A 20575-nucleotide genomic window follows, 5' to 3' on the forward strand; every position below is an offset into this window, starting at 1 on the left:
TCAGGCGGTCCGGGAGAGACCGGAGCGGGACCGCCACCACTCTTCGGGGAGATCGCCGGTCAGCCAGGTCAGCACGGTGGGGAGCATCGCGACGGCACCGAAGTGGGCCCGGCCCGGCTGCAGGTCGAGGATCGCGTCGGTGATGTGGCGGGCCAGCCAGCGCGCGTGGGCGACCGGGGCGAAGTTGTCCTCGGCGCCGTGCCAGATGTAGACCGGGACCGAGGGCTTGATCTCGCTGACCTCGAAACCCCAGTCCTTGCGCAGGGCGAGGACGTCGTCGATCCAGCCGTGGGGCCCGGTCCGGACCGCCTCGCTGTAGGAGGCGAGCAGCAGGCGCTGGATCGCCGGATCCCGCACCACCCGACGATCGACCTCGGTCATCTCGGCGAGCAACTGATCGAGGAGAGTACGCGGGTCGATCTCGGTCCGGCTGGCCCGGAAGCGCAGGCGCTCGCGGACCCCGGCGGCCTCCGACGCGGCGAACGCGTTGACGTTGTCCGGGGTCATGCCGGCCGCGAAGTCCAGATCGGGCTTGTTCGGCGCCATGGCGACCAGCGTCGCCACCCGGTGCACCCGCTCCGGGAGCCGGACCGCGGCGGCCAGCGCGTGCGGCCCGCCGCCGGACCGGCCGACCACCGAGAAGCGCTCGGCGTCCAGCCAGTCGGCGATCGCCGCGATGTCGGCGGCGGCGTCGACGACCCGGCGGCCGGGCATGGGCGTGGAGCCACCGTAGCCCGGGCGGTCGTAGGAGATCAGACAGATGCCCCGCCGGTAGAGGACCCCGGGCCGGGGCATCGGACCGGTTCTGCTCCCCGGTGTGCCGTGCAGGAGGAAGACGGGCCAGCCGTTCTCGGCGCCGGAGACGTAGACCTTCAGGGTGCGGTCGCCGATCTTGACCTCGTGATCGCCCAGACGGGACACCGCACCTCCTGACGTGACCGGCTCGGAGTTCCGGCCAACAGCTCGCGACGGGCCAGCGACGGGCGTGAATTCCTGAACCCTAGCGGCACCGACCCGACAAATGAATACCGATCTTGCTGACACCCGAGCAATTTGCCCCAAATGCCCGTTATTCCGTCGCATATCCTACCGGCTTAGCGCCCGCCCGGGACACCGGCCGTTCCCCGTGCGCCGAAGCGTTCAGGGAGCGTAGCGGTAGATCGCCCGCGGGGCGGGATTGCCGATCTGACGGAAAGTCGATTGATCCACGAGGGTCAGTGCAGTGGTGGATCCCCGAAGGTGTCGCGGATGCGGTAGAGGTCGCGCAGGCGGGGCTCGGTGGTGCCGGAGACCCAGCGGCTGACCGTTTTCGTCGAGACGTCCAGGCGCCGGGCCGCGGCCTCCAGCAGGACGTCGGCCACCCGGTCACAGAGGGTGCGGATCTCGTCGGCGAGGTCGTCGTTCCTGGCGAGCACCCGCTCCTCGAGCGTGAGGATCTCGTGGTCGTGCCCGCATCCACACGTGCCGCACATTCTCGTCAACCCACCTCCATCGAGACGATCCGCAGCTCGCGCCCGGCGGTGACGGCGACGTCCGCGCTGCCGCAGTCGCAGAGCAGGATCAGGTCGGTGATCTCCTCCTCGGCACCGCAGGAGCGGCAGCGTACGGTGGCCGGCTCCGCGGCGATGTCGAGCACGGCGCCCTCGGCCTCGGTACCGGAAGACGCCAGCTCGAAGCAGAACCGCATGGCCTCGGGCAGGACCGCGGTCAGCGCTCCGATCCGGACGGTGATCCGGTGGACCGGGCGCCCCGCGGCACGCTCGCAGACCGTGGTGACGATGCTCTCCGCGAGGGCCAGTTCGTGCATCCGGGACTCACCTCTACCGATCAGGTGGTGGTTCGCCGCGCCGATTGACAGTGTCGCACGTCTAGGGACAGGCTGTTACGGGCGTCACACCATTGAGGCGGGCACTCATGGACATCGACGATTCACCCCTCTGGATGCAGTGTCACACCACGCTCACCGGGTTCACCGGCCGGACCGAGGCCCTGCGGCGGCTCCTGCCATGAGCCTGGAATCGGTCCGTGCCGTCGCCGACGCCGTCCTCTACGAGGGCTATCTGCTCTACCCCTACCGCGCGTCCGCCCCGAAGAACCGGTCCCGCTGGCAGTTCGGGGTGCTCGGACCACCCCGGGCCGCCGAGGCCGCGTTCGCCGAGTCGCCCGGGATGTCCATGCAGTGCCTGCTGGTGACCGGCCTGACCGGCGGCTCGCTCACCGTCCACCTGCGCTTCCTCCAGTTGCAGACCCGGCGCCTGCTGGACGCGGACGCCCGCCCGGCCGACTCCCTGGGCACCATGCGGAGCTGGGACGAGGCCGTCGAACGGGAGATCACCCTGCCCGGGGTGACGCTCGCCCGGGACGCGTCGTTCGGCATCACCATCCCGGGCGGCGAGGACGTCGAGGCGATCGCCGGCGGCACCGTGGTCCGCGGGCGCCGGGCGCTCACCGCCCGGCTCGCCACCCGGGTCGAGACCGTCGGCGAGCTGACCCGGCTCACCGTCGCGGTGACCAACGAGCACCCCGGCCCGGCCGACACCAAGCAGGACGCGCTGGAGCACTCGCTGATCGCCACCCACCTGGTCGTCGAGGCGCACGACGCCGCGTTCCTGCCGCCGCAGGAGGAGCTCGCCGACTGCCGCCAGGACCGCTGCTGGCCGGTCCTCGCCGGGCCGCCCGGCACCACGAACCTGCTGCTCGCCGCGCCGATCATCCTCTACGACCACCCGCGCCTGGCCGAGCGGAGCCCCGGCGACCTCTTCGACGCCACCGAGATCGACGAGCTGCTCACCCTGCGGGTGATGACGCTGACCGACGGGGAGAAGGCCGAGGCCCGCGCCACCGACGCGCGCGCCGCGGCGATCGTCGACCGCTGCGACGCGATCTCCCCGGAGGAGCTGCTGGGCCTGCACGGCACGCGGCTCCCCGGGGAACCGTCGGTGCTGGTCGACGGCGTACGGATCGCCGCGGGCAGCCTGGTCCGGCTGCGGCCCACCCGGCGGGCCGACGCGCAGGACCTCTTCTTCGCCGGGCAGGCCGCCCGGGTCACCGCCGTGCTGGACGACGTCGACGGCGGCATCCACGTGGCCGTGGTGCTGGTCGACGACCCCGCCGCCGACCTGCACGACGGGTACGGCCGCTACCTCTACTTCGCCCCCGACGAACTGGATCCGCTGCCCGTCCACCGCCCCGAGGAGGAGGACCACCCGTGAGAACCGTCGGCATCGTCGCCATCGTCGCCGCCGCCATCGTCGCCGCCTGGGTGATCTCGCTGGTGGTTCGATCCATTCCGGACATCCTGCGCTACCTGAGAATCAGGTCGATGTGACCGCGCGGATCCTGATCGCCGGGGTGGGCAACCTCTTCCTCGGCGACGACGGCTTCGGCCCCGAGGTGGTCCGCCACCTGCTCGCCGGTCCGCCGCTGCCGCCGGGCGCGCACGCCACCGACTACGGCATCCGCGGTGTCCACCTGACGTACGACCTGCTCGACCCCTGGGATGCTCTCATCATGATCGATGCCCTCCCCGCCATGGAATCCCCCGGTGAGCTGGTCGTACTCGAGATATCCGCCGACACCGGCCCGCTCCGCCCGGTCGACGCGCACGGTATGGACCCGATGGCCACGCTGGCCGCCGTCACCCGTCTGGGTGGCACGCTGCCGCCGTCGTACCTGGTCGGCTGCCGGATCAACGCGGCCGGTGAGTCGATCGGCCTGAGTGCGGCCGTCACGGCCGCGGTTCCACAAGCAGCCCATATCGTACGCACCCTCGCGTCCCGCCTCGCTCAAAAGGCGGCCGCCACCACCGGGAGGCCCTGAATGTGCCTGGGCATTCCCGGTCAGGTCCTGCGCATCCTGCCCGGCAACGCGGGACAGCTCGTGCTGGCCGACGTGGCCGGAGCCGAGCGCCAGGTCAACATCGGCATGCTGGACGCCCCGCCCGCGCCCGGCGACTGGATCCTGATCCACCTCGGCTTCGCGGTCGAGGTCATCGACGCCGACCGGGCCGGCGCCGCGCTCGCCGGCCTGGAGTTGATGGGCCGTCCCCGGTCCGAGGGCCACGACCGGATCCGGATCCGGTACTCGGTCGCCGGCCTGGTCCAGGGCGTCGGTTTCCGCCCGTTCGCGTACACCACCGCCGCCGAGCTGGGCCTGACCGGCGCGGTGGAGAACACCCCGGAGGGCGTGGTGGTCGAGGTGGAGGGCGACGCCGGGGCGGTGCACGAGTACGGCCGCCGCCTGAGGGAGTCCCCGCCGCCCCTGGCCGTGGTCACCGCGGTGATCGAGCAGGAGGTCCCGCCGGCCGGTGGCACCGGGTTCAGCATCGCGGCCACCTCGGACGGGGGACCGGCGCGTACCCTGGCCTCCCCGGACGTGGCGATCTGCGGCGACTGCCGCCGTGAGCTGGCCGACCCGGACAACCGGCGGTACCGGCACCCCTTCATCAGCTGCGTCAACTGCGGCCCGCGGTTCACCATCATCACCCGGTTGCCGTACGACCGGGCCACCACCACGATGGCCGGGTTCCCGATGTGCGCCTCGTGCCGGGACGAGTACGAGAACCCGGCCGACCGCCGCTTCCACGCCCAGCCGATCGCCTGCCCGGACTGCGGCCCCCGACTCGAACTGGTCATCGCGGGCGGCCCGTCCCGCCGGGGTTCGAACGCGCTCCGGCACGCCCGCGCGCTGCTCGCCGTCGGGGAGATCGTCGCGATCAAGGGGCTCGGCGGGTACCACCTGGCCTGCGACGCCCGCAACGACACCGCGGTCGCCGAGCTGCGCCGTCGCAAGCGGCGCGGCGGCAAGCCGTTCGCCGTGATGACCGCGACCCTGGCGAACGCCCGCCGCCTGGTCTCGCTGACACCCGGCGAGGAGTCGCTGCTCACCGGCGCGCGCCGCCCGATCCTGCTGGCGCCGCGCCGCCCGGACGGCGGTCTCGCGGAGGCCGTCGCACCGGACAGCCCCGACCTCGGCGTGATGCTCCCCTACACCCCGCTGCACATGCTCCTCTTCGGACTGGCCGGCGACGGGCCCGGTCCGGACGTCCTCGTGATGACCTCGGGGAATCTCGCCGGGGAGCCGATCGTCACCGACGACGCGGAGGCGCTGCGGCGGCTGGCCCCGCTGGCCACCGCCTGGCTGCGGCACGACCGGCGGATCGAGGTGCCCTGCGACGACTCGGTGAGCCGGCACGCGGACGGCGCCGAACTGCCGATCCGCCGCTCCCAGGGCCACGCTCCGCTGCCGGTGGCGCTGCCGTTCGACGTGCCGCCCACCCTCGCCGTCGGCGCCGACCTCAAGAACGCGTGCGCCGTCGCGAGCGGCCGTTACGCCTGGCTCAGCCAGCACATCGGCGACATGGACGACCTCTCCACCATCGAGGCCCTGACGGTCGTCGAGAAACATCTGGAAAGGCTTACCGGGGTACGTCCGGAGCAGATCGTCGCCGACCTGCACCCCGGTTACCGTTCGGGCAGCTGGGCCAGGGCGCACGCGCGGGGCCGCCCGATCCTGCTGGTGCAGCACCACCACGCGCACATCGCCGCGGTGATGGCCGAGCACGGTCTCGGGCCGGACGAGCAGGTGATCGGCGTCGCCTTCGACGGCACCGGGTACGGCACCGACGGCGCGGTCTGGGGCGGCGAGGTGCTGATCGCCGGCTACAAGTCGTTCGAGCGGGCCGCCCACCTCGGCTACGTGCCGCTGGCCGGCGGGGACGTCAGCGTACGCCGGACCTACCGGATGGCGCTGGCACATCTGCGGGCGGCCGGGGTGTCCTGGGATCCCGCGCTCCCGGCGGTCGCGGCGTGCCCGGAGGCCGAGCGGGAGGTGCTCGCCCACCAGCTCGGGACCGGCCTGGGATGCGTGCCGACGTCGAGCATGGGCCGCCTCTTCGACGCGGTGGCCGCGCTCACCGGGGTACGGCAGAGCGCCGCCTACGAGGGTGAGCCGGCCATGGTGCTGGAGGGCGTCTCCCGCGGATTCGGGGGGCGACGGCTCCGGTCGTACACGATAGCTGTGGAGGGAACGAACGACGGACCGATCGTCGCCGACGCGGGCGAGATGATCCGGGAGATCGCGGACGACGTGCGGTCCGGCCTGCCCGCCGCGGTGATCGGCGCGCGCTTCCACAGCACGGTGACCGACCTGATCGGACGGCTCGCCGACCGGTGCCGCGACCGGACGGGCCTGGACGTGGTGGCGCTCGGCGGCGGCGTCTTCCAGAACACCCTGCTGATCGCGGCAACCCTCCGTGACCTGCGCGGACGCGGCTTCACCGTGCTGCGCCCACGGCTGCTGCCACCCAACGACGGCAGCATCGCGCTCGGCCAGATCGTGGCCGGGCTCTGAATCGGCGGGTGAGTCCGCATCCTGTGTGAGGAGGCCGATCGAGATGTGCCTGGCCGTTCCCGGACGCGTCGCCGAGGTCGACGGGACGCCGATGGCCCAGGTCGACGTCGGCGGCGTACGCAAGGAGGTGTGCCTGCAGTACGTGCCCGGCGCGGCACCCGGCGACTACGTGATCGTGCACGCCGGTTTCGCCATCCAGCGGCTGGACGAGCAGTCGGCGCGGGAGACCCTCGCGAACTTCGAACGGCTCGGCATCCTGGAAGAGGAGTTCGGTTCAGGTGAAGTACCTCGACGAGTTCAGTGACCCGGATCTGGCCCGCAGCCTCCTGGAGAGGATCCACGCGACCGTGACCCGGCCGTGGGCGCTCATGGAGGTGTGCGGCGGCCGGCCAACGCGATGACCGTCTACCAGGCGAAACGGCTCGGGATCCGGAACTTCTCGCTGCTCGTCTCGCACGTGCTGGTGCCACCGGCGATCGCCGCCATCATGGAGTCGCCGCGCTGTAGGGTCCAGGCGTTCCTCGCCGCCGGGCACGTCTGCAGCGTGATGGGCACCGCGGAGTATCCCCCGCTGGCCCTGAAGTACGGCGTACCGATCGTGGTGACCGGTTTCGAACCCCTGGACATCCTGGAGGGCATCCGGCAGACCGTGGTGCAGCTGGAGACCGGGCGGCACGAACTGGTCAACGCGTACCCCCGGGCCGTGCTCCCGTCGGGCAACCTGGCGGCGCTCGCGATGCTCCGGGACGTCTTCGAGGTGACCGACCGGACCTGGCGCGGCATCGGGATGATCCCGTCGAGCGGCTGGCGGCTCGCGGAGAAGTACCGCGACTTCGACGCCGAGGTGCGCTTCGACGTCGGCGCCGTGACGACCGCGGAGTCGTCGCTGTGCCGCTCGGGCGAGGTGCTGCAGGGCCTGATCAAGCCGCACGGGTGCGCCGCCTTCGGCCGGGAGTGCACGCCCCGGAACCCGCTCGGCGCGACGATGGTCTCCTCCGAGGGCGCGTGCGCGGCGTACTACGCGTACCGGAGGCTCTCGTGACCACGGTGGACTTCTCCGACTGGTCGTGCCCGGTGCCGCTGCGGAACACGCCGACCGTGGTGACCGGCCACGGCGGCGGTGGCGCGATCTCCGCCGAGCTGGTCCGGCACCTGTTCCTGCCCGGTTTCGGTCCGGCCGCCTCCGGCGACCAGGGAGACTCGGCGGTGGTCGAGGTGGGTGGCGTCCGTCTCGCCTTCTCCACCGATGCGTACGTGGTACGTCCGATGTTCTTCCCGGGCGGCTCGATCGGCGACCTGGCGATCAACGGCACGGTCAACGACCTGGCGATGTCGGGTGCGGCACCGCTGTACCTGTCAGCGGCTTTCGTGCTGGAGGAGGGCACGGAGCTCTCCCTGATCGGGCGGATCGCGACGGCGATGGGCGCCGCGGCGACGGCGGCGGGGGTACGACTGGTCACCGGCGACACCAAGGTCGTCGACCAGGGCAGCGGCGACGGCGTCTACGTGATCACCTCGGGCATCGGCGTGGTCGACCCGTCACACACCATCGCCCCCGTTCGGGCGGCCCCCGGCGACGCCGTACTGATCAGCGGCGAGATCGGCCTGCACGGGGTGGCCGTGCTCAGCTGCCGGGAGGGCCTGCGTTTCGGCACCGAGGTGGAGAGCGACACCGCCCCGCTGCACGACCTGGTGGCCACCATGCTCGCGACCGGCGCCCCGGTCCACACACTGCGCGACCCGACGCGCGGCGGGGTGGCCGCGACCCTGAACGAGATCGCCGGCACGTCCGGGGTCGGCATCGAGCTGATCGAGCGCGACCTGCCGATCCCGCCCCCGGTCACCGACGCCTGCAGCCTGCTGGGCCTCGACCCGCTGCAGGTGGCGAACGAGGGCAAGCTGGTCGCCTTCGTCCCCGCCGCGTCGGCCCCACCGGTGCTGGCGGCGATGCGCGCCCACCCGCTCGGCGCCGCGGCCCGGCAGATCGGCACCTGCGTCGCCGAGCACCCCGGCATGGTGGTGGCGCGGACCGCCCTCGGCGGCACCCGGGTGGTCCCCATGCCGATCGGCGAACAGCTCCCCCGGATCTGCTGAGGTGTCCGACGAGGGCGCGATACTGTTCGCGCGCTACGCCCATCCCCCGAACGCGCTGGGCTACTGCGGCCCGCCCGGCGCCCCGCTGCACCGCTCCGATCCGGCGGAGATCGCCCGTCAGGCACGCACGTTCGAGGGCGCTTGGTCCTATTTAGAGTACATATCCCAATTTATTTGGCATAAGTGATCCACTCTCCCCCGTTGTCGTCACCGCCTACCGGCTCGGCAGTCCCCCGGTTCCCGGTGACGGCCTGGTGGACTTCCTCCGCCCGCGGTTCCTCGGCCAGAGCGGCGGCACCTGGGCGGACTCCGGCGCCCGGGCCGCTCCCCACCACGGTTTCCAGGTCTTCGAGGTGCACCCCTGGCTCTCGCTGCTGCGGCGTACCGGGGCGCCATCGGCCCTCACGGTCCTGGACCGCTGCCGTATCCGCACCGGCACGGTCCGCCGGATCCTCTCCGACACCGAAGCCGTGGTCCGACACCCGCCCCTGACCTGGACCGACGGCGCCTTGGCCTTCGGCCCACCCACCGACGAGACGGTCCACTGGGCACCGTCCCTGCTCCCGCACGTCGCCCCGGGCGCCTCGGTCACCCTCCACTGGAACTGGATCTGCGACCTCGCGACCGAGACGGACAGTGCACTGTCACACGAATCGCACTCGCCATGGGTCGCCACGACATAGTTTTCGGGCGATTCCCCTCCCCCGCAGCGTTCCACACCCTACGCTCGCCTACAAACAGGAAGGGGCTACGCTGGCGCCACTCAAATTGAGGCAAAATACATCACTTGTCCATTTTTAGGCCCTGACGTGCGAGCCTGGATGTACCCGACCCGGCTTCGGCACGTCACGCTGTGAGGAACGATCGCTGATGACGGTGATCCAAGAGCCGGGGAAACCCTTGGGGACGGTCCGTGGGGGTACCTTCCCGCCGCGCAATCCGAACTTCTCCGGCCGCGAGGACATGCTCGCTGAACTGCGGCGTTCCCTGACGACGCCGGACCGGGCCACCGTCATACCGCACCTCCTGCACGGCTCCGGCGGCGTCGGAAAGACACAGCTGGCCGCGGAGTACGCCTACCGCTACGCCGACTACTACGACCTCATCTGGTGGATCCGCGCCGAGGAGCGGTCGGTGATGCTGCGATCCCTGGCCGAGCTCGGGCGCCGCCTCGATGTCCCGCAGCCCACGGCCCACGAGCAGATCGTCGCCTGGCAGGCGACCGTGACGCTCACCGAAGCCGGCCGGCGCTGGCTCCTGATCTTCGACAACGTCGACGCGTTCGCCGACCTGGCCGGCCTGATGCCACTCTCCGGCGGCCACGTCATTCTGACCGGTCGTACCCAGACCTGGCCGGACTCGTGGAAGACCATCGAGGTCGACGTCTTCGAACCGACGGAGAGCCGCCCACTCCTCCAACAGCGTGAGCTCGTCCTCGACGACGCGCCCGAACCTCCCCGCCCGCGGCCCTCGGCCGAGGCCACCGTCCCGCCGAGAAGAGCAACGACCATCGCGGAGCAACGGCGGAAGCCGCCCACCACGCTCGGCCTCGAACCGCCGATCGAGGTCTGGGTATCCTACAAATGGGGCGGTCACGCGGAGGTCGTGGTCAACCGGCTGGAGCAGGCCATGATCAAACACGGCCTGCTACTCCGTAGAGACAAGAGCGAGATGAGGTACCGGGACTCCATCTCGGAGTTCAAGAGGAGACTGAGCAACGGAAAGCTCGTCATCCTGGTGCTGGACGACGCATACCTGCGGTCGGACCACTGCATGTCCGAACTGCTCGGGCTCTCCGAGCACCGGGACTTCCGCAAGCGCGTCTTCCCGATCCTCCTGAAAGACGCGAAGATCTTCACTCCCGAGGCCATCCTCGGCTACGCCCAGCACTGGCGGCGCGAGTACGAGGATCTCGACATGCTGATGGGAACGGTCCCCCAGGACGCCCTCGACGGTATTCGGGACGACTTGAAGCTCTACGGCCGGATCGTCAAACGGATCACCGTCGTCCTCGACCACCTGCGGGACATGAACGCCTCCGCTGTCGGAGGAGCCGACAGCGAGGAGGACTTCGCGATCCTGATCCAGTCGATCCGGGAGCAGCACGCCAGCAAACAGCGGCGGCGACCGGCCCAGCCGCCGCTGTCATGACCGCCACCGGCGCCGGCGGTCACCGTCCGCGGGCGCCAGAGCACGGCGTGCCGGGTGGCACGCCACGAGCGGCGCGGAGGTCCGCTCCGCGTCACCACCCGGACCGCCACCGCCTACCCGGCCGCGCTCGGCGAGCCCGCCCGAACGCTCGCCCGCCACGGATCGCCGACTCCGCCGACCAGGGTTCGATCGCGGACCGGCCGGGCCCACCCCCGGCCGGCCAGCAGGGTCAGCCGTGAGCACCGGCCAGGACCTGCCGAGCCCTCCACTCAGCAAGGCGGAACAGTGGCCGATGAGCCTGGCGTGGGCTTCAGGGACGAGGTGCTGTACGACAGTGAGCGCACCCGGGTCGTCCGGGTGCGGCCCGCCGACGGCTCGCCGAGCGTCATCCGGAAGCAGCCGCTCGGGGCGGCCGCCGCGGAACGGCTGCGTAACGAGCGGGCCGTGCTGCGCCTGCTCGACGGGGTGGAGGGCACGCCGCGGCTGGCCGGTGAGGTGGACGGCGTCGCGCTGCTGTTCCTCGACGGGTCGGCGCGCACCCTGGCCGGGATGCCCACGCCCTGGGAGACCGGGCCGCTGCTCGACATCGCGTACGGGCTGGCCCACTCCCTCGCCGCGATCCACCGGCACGGGGTCGTGCACCGCGACGTCAGCCCCGCCAACATCCTGGTGGCGGGGGACGGCACGCCCACACTGATCGACTTCGAGCTGTCCCAGGCTCCGGGTGCCCCGGCGGTGGAGGACGGCCTGGTCGGGACGCTCCCCTATCTGGCGCCGGAGCAGACCGGCCGCACCGGGCGGACCGTCGACCACCGTGCGGACCTCTACGCGCTCGGCGCCACCCTCTACGAGCTGGCCACCGGTGCGCCGCCGTTCGGCCGCGACGACGACCCGCTGCGTCTCGTGCACGATCACCTGGCGCGGGTGCCCGTACCGCCTCTGGAGCGTAATCCCGCGGTCGGCGCGACGATGTCCGAGATCATCGTGCGGCTGCTCGCCAAGGAACCGGAGCGCCGCTATCAGAGCGGTGAGGGACTGGCGTACGACCTCGACCGCCTCCGCGCCGGACAGTCCGGCTTCCCGCTCGGCGACCGGGATTTCCCGATGCGGCTCGCCCCACCGGCGCGGCTGATCGGGCGGGAGGCACCGCTGGCCACGCTCCGCGCCCTGTTCGCCCGCGCGGTCGGCGGCACCCACGGGATCGCCCTGGTCACCGGGCCGCCCGGGGTCGGCAAGACCGCCCTCATCGACCAGCTTCGCCCGGCGGTCGCCACGGCGGGCGGGCGGTTCGTCACCGGCAAGTTCGACCAGTACCGCCGGGATCTGGGCGCCGACGCGGTCGGCCAGGCCTTCGACGCGCTCGGCACCCAGCTGCTGGCCGCGCCCGACGAGGAGGTGGCCGCCCTCCGGGCACGCCTGCTCGACGCGCTCGGGCCGGACGCCGGGCTGGTCGCCGCGCTGCTGCCCGCGTTCGCGCTGCTGCTGGGCGTGCCCGCCGAAGAGGAGAGCGACGACGATCCCCGCACCGCCGCCACCCGGCTGCGCCGCATCGGCGTGACGCTGTTGCGGGTGATCGCGTCCAGCGCCCACCCGGTGGTGCTCTTCGTCGACGATCTGCAGTGGGCGCCGCCGCCCGCGTTCGCCTTCCTCGACTCGGTGCTCGACGACCCGGCACTGCCCGGCGTGCTGGTGCTCGGGGCGTTCCGGGAGAGCGAGGTCGACGAGGTGCACCCGCTCTCGGTGATGCTGTCCCGGCTGCGCGGCGCGGGCGGGGAGCTGCGCCTGACCAATCTGCCCGCCGGCGACCTGGGCACGCTGCTGGCCGAGATGCTGCGGCTGCCGGGGCCGGCGACCGCCCCACTCGCGGAGATCCTGGCGACCCGGACCGGCGGGAACCCGTTCGACACGGTCGAGCTGCTGAACGCGCTGCGCCGGGAGGGTGCGCTGATCCCGGACGGCGAGTGCTGGCGCTGGGACGCGGGCACGCTGCGCCGGTTCGTCGGCCGCGGGGACGTCGTCGACCTGATCGGTGCCCGGGTGGAGGCGCTGCCGGCCACCACCCGGGACCTGCTGGACGTGATGGCCTGCCTGGGCGGGGAGATCGACCTGACCATGCTGCGGGTGGCGTCCGGCCTGCCCGCCGAGCAGGTCGGCCTGGCGCTGCTGCCGGCGGCCGAGGACGGCCTGGTCACGGTGGGTCGCGATGGACCGCCGACGGCCGCGTTCCGGCACGACCGGGTGCAGCAGGCGGTCCACGGCAGGCTGGACGCGACCGCGCGTACCCGAAAAGGTCTTGATGTCGCCCGGCGGCTGGCGACCGATCCCGCCTATGGTGCGGCGGCCGCGCAGCAGTATCTCCCGGTGCTCGGGGAGCTGACCGATCCGCAGGAGAAGCGGCGGGCGGCGGACCTGCTGCATCACGCCGCCCGGTCCGCCCGGCAGGTCACCAACCACGTCGCCGTGGAGGCCTTCCTGGCGGCGGCCCTCTCCCTTCTCGACCCGAAAGACCAGACCGTTCTTCCGGTACGGGCGGAGTGGCACGCCGCGCTCTGCAGCCTCGGCCGGTACACCGAGGCCGACCCGGTCTTCGAGAGCCTGATGGAAAGCGGTCAGGACCCGGTGCAGCTGGCGGCCGTGGTCTGCGAGCAGATCGTCAGCCACACCAACCGCAGCATGCTCCCGGACGCGCTCCGCCTCGGTGTCACACTGCTGCCCCGGCTCGGCGTGCCGGTGCCGCCGCCGGACGAGATGGCCGCCGGGATCGACGACGGCCTGGCGACCCTGTACGACTGGCTCGCCGCCGGTGACGACCTGGCCCGCCCCGAGCTCACCGACCCGCGGCTGATCGCGATCGCCCGGGTGATCAACCGGATGATCCCGCCGGCGTTCTTCTCCGAGCAGCTGACCTTCGCCTGGCTGGTGCTGCGGGCCGCCGGCCTGTGGAGCCGGCACGGGGTGGCCGCCGCGCTGATCGGCCCGCTCAGCCACGCCGGGTTCGTCACCATCCCGGTCCGCGGCGACTACCGGGCCGGGTACGACGCGGTCCGCCGGGTGATCGCGGTCGGCGAGGCGCACGGGTACGAACCGGACACCTCGCAGGCCCGGTTCCTGCACGGGCTCGGCACGGTCCCCTGGTTCGAACCGCTGGAGAACGCGGCACGGCTGGGCCACGAGGCGTACGAGGGCCTGCTGCGCGGCGGCGACCTGCAGAACGCCGCCTCCACGTACTACGCCACCCTGCCCCAGCTGCTGGACTGCGCCGACCTGGACCGGCTCGGCGCCGAGACCGACACGGCGATCGCGCTGTGCGAGCGGATCGGGTACGGCCACGCCACCGCCGCGTTCCTCGGATACCGGCAGCTGCGGCTCGCGCTGCGCGGGGAGACCGCTGGCCCGGGGCTGTTCACCGGCGCCACGTTCGACGAGGACGCCTTCGAGGGATCACTCTCGGCCAACCCGACGGCCGGGGTGAACTATCACATCTGCCGGGCGCTCGCGGCCGCCGTCTTCGGCGACGACGAGGCCCTGATCCGGCACAGCGCGGCGGCGACGCCCCTGCTGCCGTTCATCACCGCGACGTACGGCAACGTCCCGGCACACACCCTGGCCGTCCTCGCCGCGGCGGCGCGCGCCGCCACTCCACAAAGCGCCGCCGCTTCACCAGGCGCCGCTTCACCAGGCGACCGCGCCGAACTCCGGGCGAGCCGGGACTTCCTCGCCGAGCGGGCCGCCGACCACCCGGGCAACTTCCGGCACCTGCTGCGCTTCGCCGAGGCGCACGAGGCGTGGCTGGCCGGGGACTTCGAGGCCGCCGCCCGCGCCTTCGACGCCGCCGTCGGGGACGCCACCGGACGCCCCTGGCACGCCGCGCTGATCTTCGAGCGCGCCGGCCTCTTCTTCCTCCGGTACGGCCTGGAGCAGACCGGCCAGCGCCTGATCGCCGACGCGTTCCGTGAATACGCCGCCTGGGGCGCCCACGGCAAGACCCGCGAGATGCAGCGCCGGCACGTCTGGCTCACCGCCGCCCTGGAGCCCCGGGGCACCGCGCTCGGCGTGACCAGCAGCGTGAACGTCTCCACCGGGGTGATCGACCTGCTCGCGGTGCTGGAGGCCGCCCGGGCGCTCAGCTCGGAGACCGACCTGGACCGGCTCCGGGCCCGGGTCGAGGACGTGCTCAGCGCGATGACCGGCGCCACCCGGGTCCGGGTGGTACTCGGGGACGAGGCGGCCGCCACCGGGGTGCCGGACACGTCGCTGCCGCTCAGTGCGCTCCGGTACGTCGAGCGCACCCGCGAGCCGATGCTGGTCGACGACGTCTCCCGGGACGACCGGGTGGCCCGGGATCCGTACCTGGCCGGGCTCGACCACTGTTCGCTGCTGGTGGTCCCGGTGCTCAGCCAGGGCGTACCCAAGGCGGTCCTGGTCCTGGAGAACCGGCTGACCCGGCGCGCGTTCACCATGGGCCGCCTCGACGCGGTCCAGATGATCGCCGGGCAACTCGCCGTCTCGTTGGAGAACGCGCAGGTGTACGCGTCGCTGGAGCGCAAGGTCGCCGAGCGTACCGAGGCACTCGCGGAGGCGAACCGGCAGCTGGAGCTGCTCACGCTGACCGACCCGCTGACCGGCCTGGCCAACCGCCGGCGGCTGACCGCCGTGCTCGACACCGAGTGGCTGCGGTCGCTGCGCTCCGGCGACCCGATCGGCCTCGCCATGATCGACATCGACCACTTCAAGAAGTACAACGACCACTACGGTCACCAGGGCGGCGACGCGTGTCTGCGACTGGTCGCCCGGGCGATCGCCGGCAGCGTCCGGATCACCGACCTGGTGGCCCGCTACGGCGGCGAGGAGTTCGCCATCGTGATGCCCGCCGCCGACGCCGAGGGCGCCGCGAAGGTCGCCGAACGCGCCCGCCACGCCGTCGCCGACCTGCGCGAGCCGCACGCCCGGTCGGAGACCGGCATCGTCACGATCAGCGTCGGCGCCACCTCGATCTCCCCCGCCGCCGGATCATCGGCCGAGGATTTGATCAAACTCGCCGACGAGGCCCTCTACGAGGCGAAGCGCACCGGCCGTAACCGGGTCGCCGTGGGCTGATCAGGACCGGTCGGCGGTGGCCGCGCTCCAACTGGCGAGCAGGTCCAGCTTCTCCCGGTCGGCGGTGCCGGGTTCGGCGCTGTAGGCGTTGATCCGCAGCCCCTGACCGTCGGTGAGCTCCATCGACTCGTACACCAGACTCAGCTCACCCACCACCGGGTGACGCAGACGCTTGACCCCGGAGCGGTGCAGGCGAACATTGTGGGCCGCCCACCAGGTCCGGAAATGGTCACTGCGGGTGGTGAGCTCGCCGATCAGATCGGTCAGATTCCGATCGTACGGATCCCGCCCCGCCTCACCGCGCAACAGTGCGACCACGTCCTCGGCCAACTGCTCCCAGTCACGGTAGAAGTCCCGCGCGCCCGGATCGAGGAAGACGAACCGGGCCAGGTTCGGGTCACCACCCGCACTCTCGAACACCGGCGCGAACACCGCACGCCCCAGCGCATTGCTCGCCAGCACGTCCAGCCGCCCGTTGCGCACGTAGGCCGGCGCCCCGGTCATCGCGTCCAGGATGTGCCGCACCCCGCCCCTGATCTGCGGCACGGCACGGCGCCGGGCGGCCTGCGCGCCCCGGCCCGGCCCACTGTTCGCCTGTCGGGCCAGATCGAACAGGTGCTCCCGTTCCGCGTCGTCCAGGCGCAGCGCGCGCCCCAGGGAGACGAGGACGCTCTCCGAGACCCCGGCCAGGTTGCCGCGTTCGAGCCGCGTGTAGTAGTCGACGCTGACCCCGGCGAGCATCGCGGCCTCCTCCCGCCGCAGCCCCGGCACCCGCCGATTGCCACCGTACGCGGGCAGCCCCGCCTGATCCGGCGTGATCCGGTTCCGCCGCGTGGTGAGAAAGTCCCGGACTTCACTGCGAAGGTCCATACCCCGACGGTACGGCCGTGGAGGCGTACCTGAGAGGTACTGCCGTTACCCGGACCGCCCGTGACTCCCACCCCGGCGGGTTCCGCGGTTCCCTTGAACACCGCCCCCGTCGCCCGCGGCCCGCTCCTCCGGCACCGGCCGCATCCAGGCCGCCGACATCACCCGCAACGTCACCTCCCCCGCCGCGCAGCCAGCTATCGACAGGCCTACCACCGCAGGTACGACCGCCACGGCCCAGCCATCGTCGGCTCAGTCGCCGGCCCTCAGGCCCCGGCAGCTACGCTCCACCCGCTCCCGACCACATGACCTCACGCACGCATCGTGCCCCCGATGATCACCGTCCCAAGACACCAGGGATCACCGGAAATCCCCGCGCACCGCAGCCGGACTTCCCAGGTAGGCCTGCCGCTCGCTTGACGGGAGCTCACATCCAAGGCGACACCACGTTCTCCATCAACCCGGCGTGACGCTCACGCAAAGCGTCCGCCCGGCTGGCGCCAACGGGTCCCTCGGGCATCCGCACACACCTCAGCCCCAGCCCGACCCCGTCAGCTGGCCGCCCAGGGTATCTCCACGAACCCCAGACACTCCCGAACACCAGCCAAAGCTCGGGAGGCACCCCGTAACCAGCCCGGTTACGCCACTACCGTCACGCCCCCTCTCATGCTTGATGAGAGGGCGCCGGGCAGGTGGAAAAAATACGCTGACCAAGTCCTGTGACAGACGTTGTTCACCTTTTCTATAATGGAGTTCCGAGCGAAAAGGCGATCATGTGAGCGACCTGCTGCAGCAACTACCCACGCTGGCGGGCGTGGCCATCGGTGCGCTGACTTCATACTTCACCGCATTTGCTAATGAACGCACGAAGTGGCGCCGAGAACAGCTCTTACGTCGCACCGAGAAGCTGTCTTTGACCTATGCTGAATATGGTCGCGCAGTCAAAGAGATGTACCAAAGAGCAATGCATCTAGGCCAATGCTGTGGCCTACCTGCGTTCGGTCCTAAAATCACGGTCGAGCAGGCAAAGAAGGAGCTTTCAGACGCCAACCATGTTCGAGCCGTGCGATGGGAGGACGTCCTTCTCCTTGGCTCTGATGAGAGTGTTGCCGCTGCGCGACGCTGGCACGAGTCTATCTGGGAAATGGAGCGTATCGCGGCTGCGGAGGAGCCTGACCAACAGGCCTGGACGGCAGCGCAACGCGAGTCGAACGATGCGCGCTCAGATTTTTACGCGAACGCACGAAAGGATCTTGGTGTCTCTGGCAACGAGGTCCTGGGGCGACGATGATCACCATCACCCCCCATAGCGTGATCTTGCGCGCGGCTCCAGCCTGAGTTGATTCTCACGCCGCCGTCCGCACCTTGCTGTCGCCATTCGGATCCGATACCGAGTTCGTGCCTCATCGCAGACTGATCAGTTGATGAAGCCGCCGTTTACGGTGCTCGACAGCGGGGTGTTCGAGTGGGCGGCGCAGTGGTGGTCCGAGCCAGCGGCAGAGTTGCCGTAGCCCGAGCAGGATCGCGCCGTCATGAATGGCACTCTCATAGCCAGGGGGCAGGGGCCGAATGCTCTGGTAGCCGTTCAGTAGAGCGGGTAACAGGGCGGCTGGGCCGGCATCCTGGTCGCAAAGGAGGAAGTGACTGAGGTCGAACCAGGGGTCGGCGCCTCGGATCTCTCCGAAGTCGATCAGGCCGGTGTAGTGGCCGTCGGCGCAGAATATCTGTGTGAGGTCGAAGTCGCCGTGCGAGAGCTTCGCCGCGGTCGGTGGGCTGGAGCGTTCGTGCTCGACGAGGTCTTCCACGGTGCGGATTGCGGTCCGGTCGAACAGGGACGCCAGCGGTCCAGGCCAGGGCTGCGGAAAATACGCGGTCAGGAAATCTTCGTAACACGGGTATTCGGCGGGTAAGGGCCACCGAGGGTTCTGCCTGCGGATGAAGCCGAATCCGTCGACCGGGATCTGGTTGATGACGGCGAGATCGGCGCCTGCTTGCTCGACGACCGAGGCCGCGAGCGCCTGGTCGGAGAGTTGCGTTACCGGGGCACCGCGGATCTCGGTGGTGACCATCGCCGAGCGTCCGATGTCGCTGTTGAAGGGGTCCACGTGTATGACGTCCGCGACTTTGACACCGAGCGCTCGAAGGCGCCGGTGCAATCCAGCTTCGGCTTCGAGGTTCTCATCGGCCTCCTCGGCGATCCGCAGATAGAAGACCTCTGAACCCCGCTGGATCCGGTAGACCTGCGTAGAAACACCCTCCGGCGTCCGCCGGTAGGTCACCGGCATCGAGGAACCGAAGATCCTGTGCAGGAGCGCACGGGCAGCGACGCCGTCGATGTCCGTCTTCCTGGACAACCGCCATCCCCGATCGCCTCAGCAACACCAGCAAACCACCGATATTACGAGCCACCAGCCGCAGGGTCATTGCATTCTGGGGTGACTGCTGGTCACGGCGGTGATGAGGTCGTGAGATCGGCGGTCGGCGCGTCGGTTGGCACGAGCGATGTTGGTGTCGCCGTTGATGCGGTGCCAGCCGATCGCGGTGTTACGCAGGGTGGCCATGACGGCGGGTCCGGTGCCGGTCCGGGCTTGGTACAGATCTTCACGGAACGTGACATCCCGGATGAAGTGGGCGTGTCGGAGCCGGGGGTTGTCACGGTCAGTGCGCAGATCAGAGATGATGTCATCGGCGGGTGGAGTTCCTCGGTGGTTGTGCAGCGTGAAGAACTCCATGATCACCTTGAGGGCTTCACCCGCTTCCACTGCCTCCACAGAGGCCGATCACCCTACGAAATACCTGCTCAGCGAATCACGGGCCGAGAACGCAACAGCCCTGCGAACCCCTCGCGCGACTCCGACTGATCACGAACACGCTCATCTGCCGCGACCCGCTCGCCGCGGAACGTGATGGTCAGTTCGTCGGCTCAGGTCGCGGACTTGCCGCTGACCGCGCGATGCTGCTGGCGGAGGCCGCCGGTCAGGCGGGCCGGCTTCTGGCCGTGCCGATCAGCGTATGTCGAAGCGGAGCTACCTCCGGCATCATGGCCGGGTGACCGGACAAGATCTCCAGTTCTACTCCGATGGGCCTGACGCCCTGACCTGGCTTCAGGGGTGGTACGTCACCCAGTGCGATGGAGAGTGGGAACACGAGTACGGCGTGTCGATCGAGACGCTCGATAATCCTGGCTGGTTTCTGAAAGTCGACCTGGAGGCAACCGCATTGGACGACCTGACGTTTCCCAAGCACGAAGTCCACCGGAGCAAGCACGACTGGCTCGTTGCCCGCGTAGTCGACAAGCACTTCGAGGTTGCATGCGGACCGCTCAATCTCAGTGAAGCCATCCATCAGTTCCGGCTCTGGATTGCCGGTGGAGATTGAGGTAGCGCCTGATGAGCGCACCGATCCAACGCCCTCTCATGCCGCAGTCCGCGCGGAGGCCGGCCTCCGCTGCCGCCACCGACTGTCGACGGCAACGGACCGATGCCTCTCGTGCCCGAAGAGCGGTCACGTGTCGATTTCGCTGCGACACTTTTTGGCATGGAGCGGTTTGAGGTGAGCGCGGACGCGCAACTTGATGACGATAACGTGATGCTCACGCTGAGCGGATCCTCATGGCTACTGAATGTGAATGCGAGCCCGGAGGATTGGGCTAGGGATCTCGCCCGCGTTGCAAGCGCCGACCATGCGCGACGCCTGGATGTAAGCCTCGGGACATCGGCGAGACGCCCGGTGTGGTGGAGCATGGGCGATAGCCAGCTCACCTTGTGCGTGGGCCATGATCCGGAAAGTTATGACTTTGTCGTGGTTCTACCTGCTCACCTCCTGCGGGAGATTCAGGCACAAATAGAAGCCATCGATCCCGACGACTGGGGTTAACCCAGCGCAACGCACTCTCGTGCCGCGAACCGGTAGCCACGGAGCCCTCCCTGTCACGCTGATGTGAGACAGCCCGTCTACCAGGGGATACTCTTCCTGGACGGCCCTGAGGAGAGCACATCAGCATGACGTCGAAGCC

18 protein-coding genes and 1 pseudogene are annotated in these 20575 nt (G+C 70.4%); 13 read left to right on the plus strand and 6 right to left on the minus strand.

The window, feature by feature from the left end; genetic code table 11:
- From AB0M08_RS36015 to AB0M08_RS36025, 3 genes are all read right to left on the minus strand, one after another.
- Positions 1-921 carry an alpha/beta hydrolase gene (locus tag AB0M08_RS36015; protein WP_364503519.1) on the minus strand — a complete coding sequence of 307 codons (921 nt, stop codon included), beginning with the start codon at positions 919-921 and terminating at the stop codon, positions 1-3.
- A 293-nt stretch (positions 922-1214) separates the two neighbouring features.
- Positions 1215-1472 (minus strand): helix-turn-helix transcriptional regulator, encoded by a 258-nt coding sequence (locus AB0M08_RS36020; protein ID WP_364503567.1) that lies wholly within the window; start codon positions 1470-1472, stop codon positions 1215-1217.
- Positions 1473-1477: 5 nt separating this feature from the next.
- Positions 1478-1807 carry a hydrogenase maturation nickel metallochaperone HypA gene (locus AB0M08_RS36025; protein WP_364503522.1) on the minus strand — a complete coding sequence of 110 codons (330 nt, stop codon included), beginning with the start codon at positions 1805-1807 and terminating at the stop codon, positions 1478-1480.
- 199 nt (positions 1808-2006) lie between these two features.
- Here AB0M08_RS36025 and AB0M08_RS36030 point away from each other — a divergent pair, with 199 nt between their 5' ends.
- From AB0M08_RS36030 to AB0M08_RS36075, 10 genes are all read left to right on the plus strand, one after another.
- Positions 2007-3212, plus strand: a complete 1206-nt coding sequence (locus AB0M08_RS36030) for a hypothetical protein (RefSeq protein ID WP_364503525.1) — start codon at positions 2007-2009, stop codon at positions 3210-3212.
- A 112-nt stretch (positions 3213-3324) separates the two neighbouring features.
- The gene (locus tag AB0M08_RS36035) at positions 3325-3819 is read left to right on the plus strand and encodes a hydrogenase maturation protease (RefSeq protein WP_364503528.1); all 495 of its coding nucleotides are present in this window, start codon (positions 3325-3327) and stop codon (positions 3817-3819) included.
- Positions 3820-6351 carry a carbamoyltransferase HypF gene (hypF, locus tag AB0M08_RS36040; RefSeq protein WP_364503531.1) on the plus strand — a complete coding sequence of 844 codons (2532 nt, stop codon included), beginning with the start codon at positions 3820-3822 and terminating at the stop codon, positions 6349-6351.
- A 25-nt stretch (positions 6352-6376) separates the two neighbouring features.
- Positions 6377-6655: a HypC/HybG/HupF family hydrogenase formation chaperone gene (locus tag AB0M08_RS36045; protein ID WP_364503534.1), complete on the plus strand. Its 279-nt coding sequence runs from the start codon at positions 6377-6379 to the stop codon at positions 6653-6655.
- Positions 6656-6727: 72 nt separating this feature from the next.
- Positions 6728-7393, plus strand: coding sequence for a hydrogenase formation protein HypD (hypD, locus tag AB0M08_RS36050; RefSeq protein ID WP_364503537.1), 666 nt, complete (start codon positions 6728-6730; stop codon positions 7391-7393).
- Positions 7390-8445: a hydrogenase expression/formation protein HypE gene (gene hypE, locus AB0M08_RS36055; RefSeq protein WP_364503540.1), complete on the plus strand. Its 1056-nt coding sequence runs from the start codon at positions 7390-7392 to the stop codon at positions 8443-8445. Before hypD ends, hypE begins: the two co-directional genes overlap by 4 nt.
- Position 8446: 1 nt before the next feature.
- Positions 8447-8632, plus strand: coding sequence for a DUF6390 family protein (locus AB0M08_RS36060; protein WP_364503543.1), 186 nt, complete (start codon positions 8447-8449; stop codon positions 8630-8632).
- Positions 8625-9128, plus strand: a complete 504-nt coding sequence (locus AB0M08_RS36065) for a DUF6390 family protein (protein WP_364503570.1) — start codon at positions 8625-8627, stop codon at positions 9126-9128. Before AB0M08_RS36060 ends, AB0M08_RS36065 begins: the two co-directional genes overlap by 8 nt.
- 187 nt (positions 9129-9315) lie before the next feature.
- Positions 9316-10596 (plus strand): toll/interleukin-1 receptor domain-containing protein, encoded by a 1281-nt coding sequence (locus AB0M08_RS36070; RefSeq protein WP_364503546.1) that lies wholly within the window; start codon positions 9316-9318, stop codon positions 10594-10596.
- Between the two features lie 303 nt (positions 10597-10899).
- Entirely contained in the window at positions 10900-15693 is a 4794-nt protein-coding gene (locus tag AB0M08_RS36075; RefSeq protein WP_364503549.1) for a diguanylate cyclase, read from the plus strand.
- Here the strand turns inward: AB0M08_RS36075 and AB0M08_RS36080 are convergent, their stop codons facing one another.
- Positions 15694-16563, minus strand: a complete 870-nt coding sequence (locus AB0M08_RS36080; protein ID WP_364503552.1) for a helix-turn-helix transcriptional regulator — start codon at positions 16561-16563, stop codon at positions 15694-15696.
- A 772-nt stretch (positions 16564-17335) separates the two neighbouring features.
- Between AB0M08_RS36080 and AB0M08_RS36085 the strand changes: the two genes are divergently transcribed.
- Positions 17336-17851, plus strand: a complete 516-nt coding sequence (locus tag AB0M08_RS36085; RefSeq protein ID WP_364503555.1) for a hypothetical protein — start codon at positions 17336-17338, stop codon at positions 17849-17851.
- Between the two features lie 112 nt (positions 17852-17963).
- On the opposite strand, the gene AB0M08_RS36090 is transcribed toward AB0M08_RS36085, so the two are convergent.
- Both AB0M08_RS36090 and AB0M08_RS36095 read right to left on the minus strand, forming a co-directional pair.
- Positions 17964-18914 carry an aminoglycoside phosphotransferase family protein gene (locus tag AB0M08_RS36090; RefSeq protein ID WP_364503558.1) on the minus strand — a complete coding sequence of 317 codons (951 nt, stop codon included), beginning with the start codon at positions 18912-18914 and terminating at the stop codon, positions 17964-17966.
- A gap of 66 nt (positions 18915-18980) precedes the next feature.
- Positions 18981-19190, minus strand: a pseudogene (locus tag AB0M08_RS36095) (ISAs1 family transposase); the annotation flags it as partial.
- A 418-nt stretch (positions 19191-19608) separates the two neighbouring features.
- On the opposite strand from AB0M08_RS36095, the gene AB0M08_RS36100 reads away from it, so the two are divergent.
- The gene (locus AB0M08_RS36100) at positions 19609-19938 is read left to right on the plus strand and encodes an immunity 53 family protein (RefSeq protein ID WP_364503561.1); all 330 of its coding nucleotides are present in this window, start codon (positions 19609-19611) and stop codon (positions 19936-19938) included.
- A 159-nt stretch (positions 19939-20097) separates the two neighbouring features.
- Positions 20098-20436 (plus strand): hypothetical protein, encoded by a 339-nt coding sequence (locus AB0M08_RS36105; RefSeq protein WP_364503564.1) that lies wholly within the window; start codon positions 20098-20100, stop codon positions 20434-20436.
- Positions 20437-20575: the final 139 nt, after the last annotated feature.

This window comes from Actinoplanes sp. NPDC051851, from assembly GCF_040681165.1.
Lineage (GTDB): Bacteria > Actinomycetota > Actinomycetes > Mycobacteriales > Micromonosporaceae > Actinoplanes.

Bases quoted from the DNA above. Each gene is read 5' to 3' on its own strand.
- AB0M08_RS36020 (WP_364503567.1), bottom strand. From the start codon at position 1,472: ATGTGCGGCACGTGTGGATGCGGGCACGACCACGAGATCCTCACGCTC.
- AB0M08_RS36025 (WP_364503522.1), bottom strand. From the start codon at position 1,807: ATGCACGAACTGGCCCTCGCGGAGAGCATCGTCACCACGGTCTGCGAG.
- AB0M08_RS36030 (WP_364503525.1), top strand. From the start codon at position 2,007: ATGAGCCTGGAATCGGTCCGTGCCGTCGCCGACGCCGTCCTCTACGAG.
- hypF (WP_364503531.1), top strand. From the start codon at position 3,820: ATGTGCCTGGGCATTCCCGGTCAGGTCCTGCGCATCCTGCCCGGCAAC.
- AB0M08_RS36070 (WP_364503546.1), top strand. From the start codon at position 9,316: ATGACGGTGATCCAAGAGCCGGGGAAACCCTTGGGGACGGTCCGTGGG.
- AB0M08_RS36080 (WP_364503552.1), bottom strand. From the start codon at position 16,563: ATGGACCTTCGCAGTGAAGTCCGGGACTTTCTCACCACGCGGCGGAAC.
- AB0M08_RS36105 (WP_364503564.1), top strand. From the start codon at position 20,098: ATGGAGCGGTTTGAGGTGAGCGCGGACGCGCAACTTGATGACGATAAC.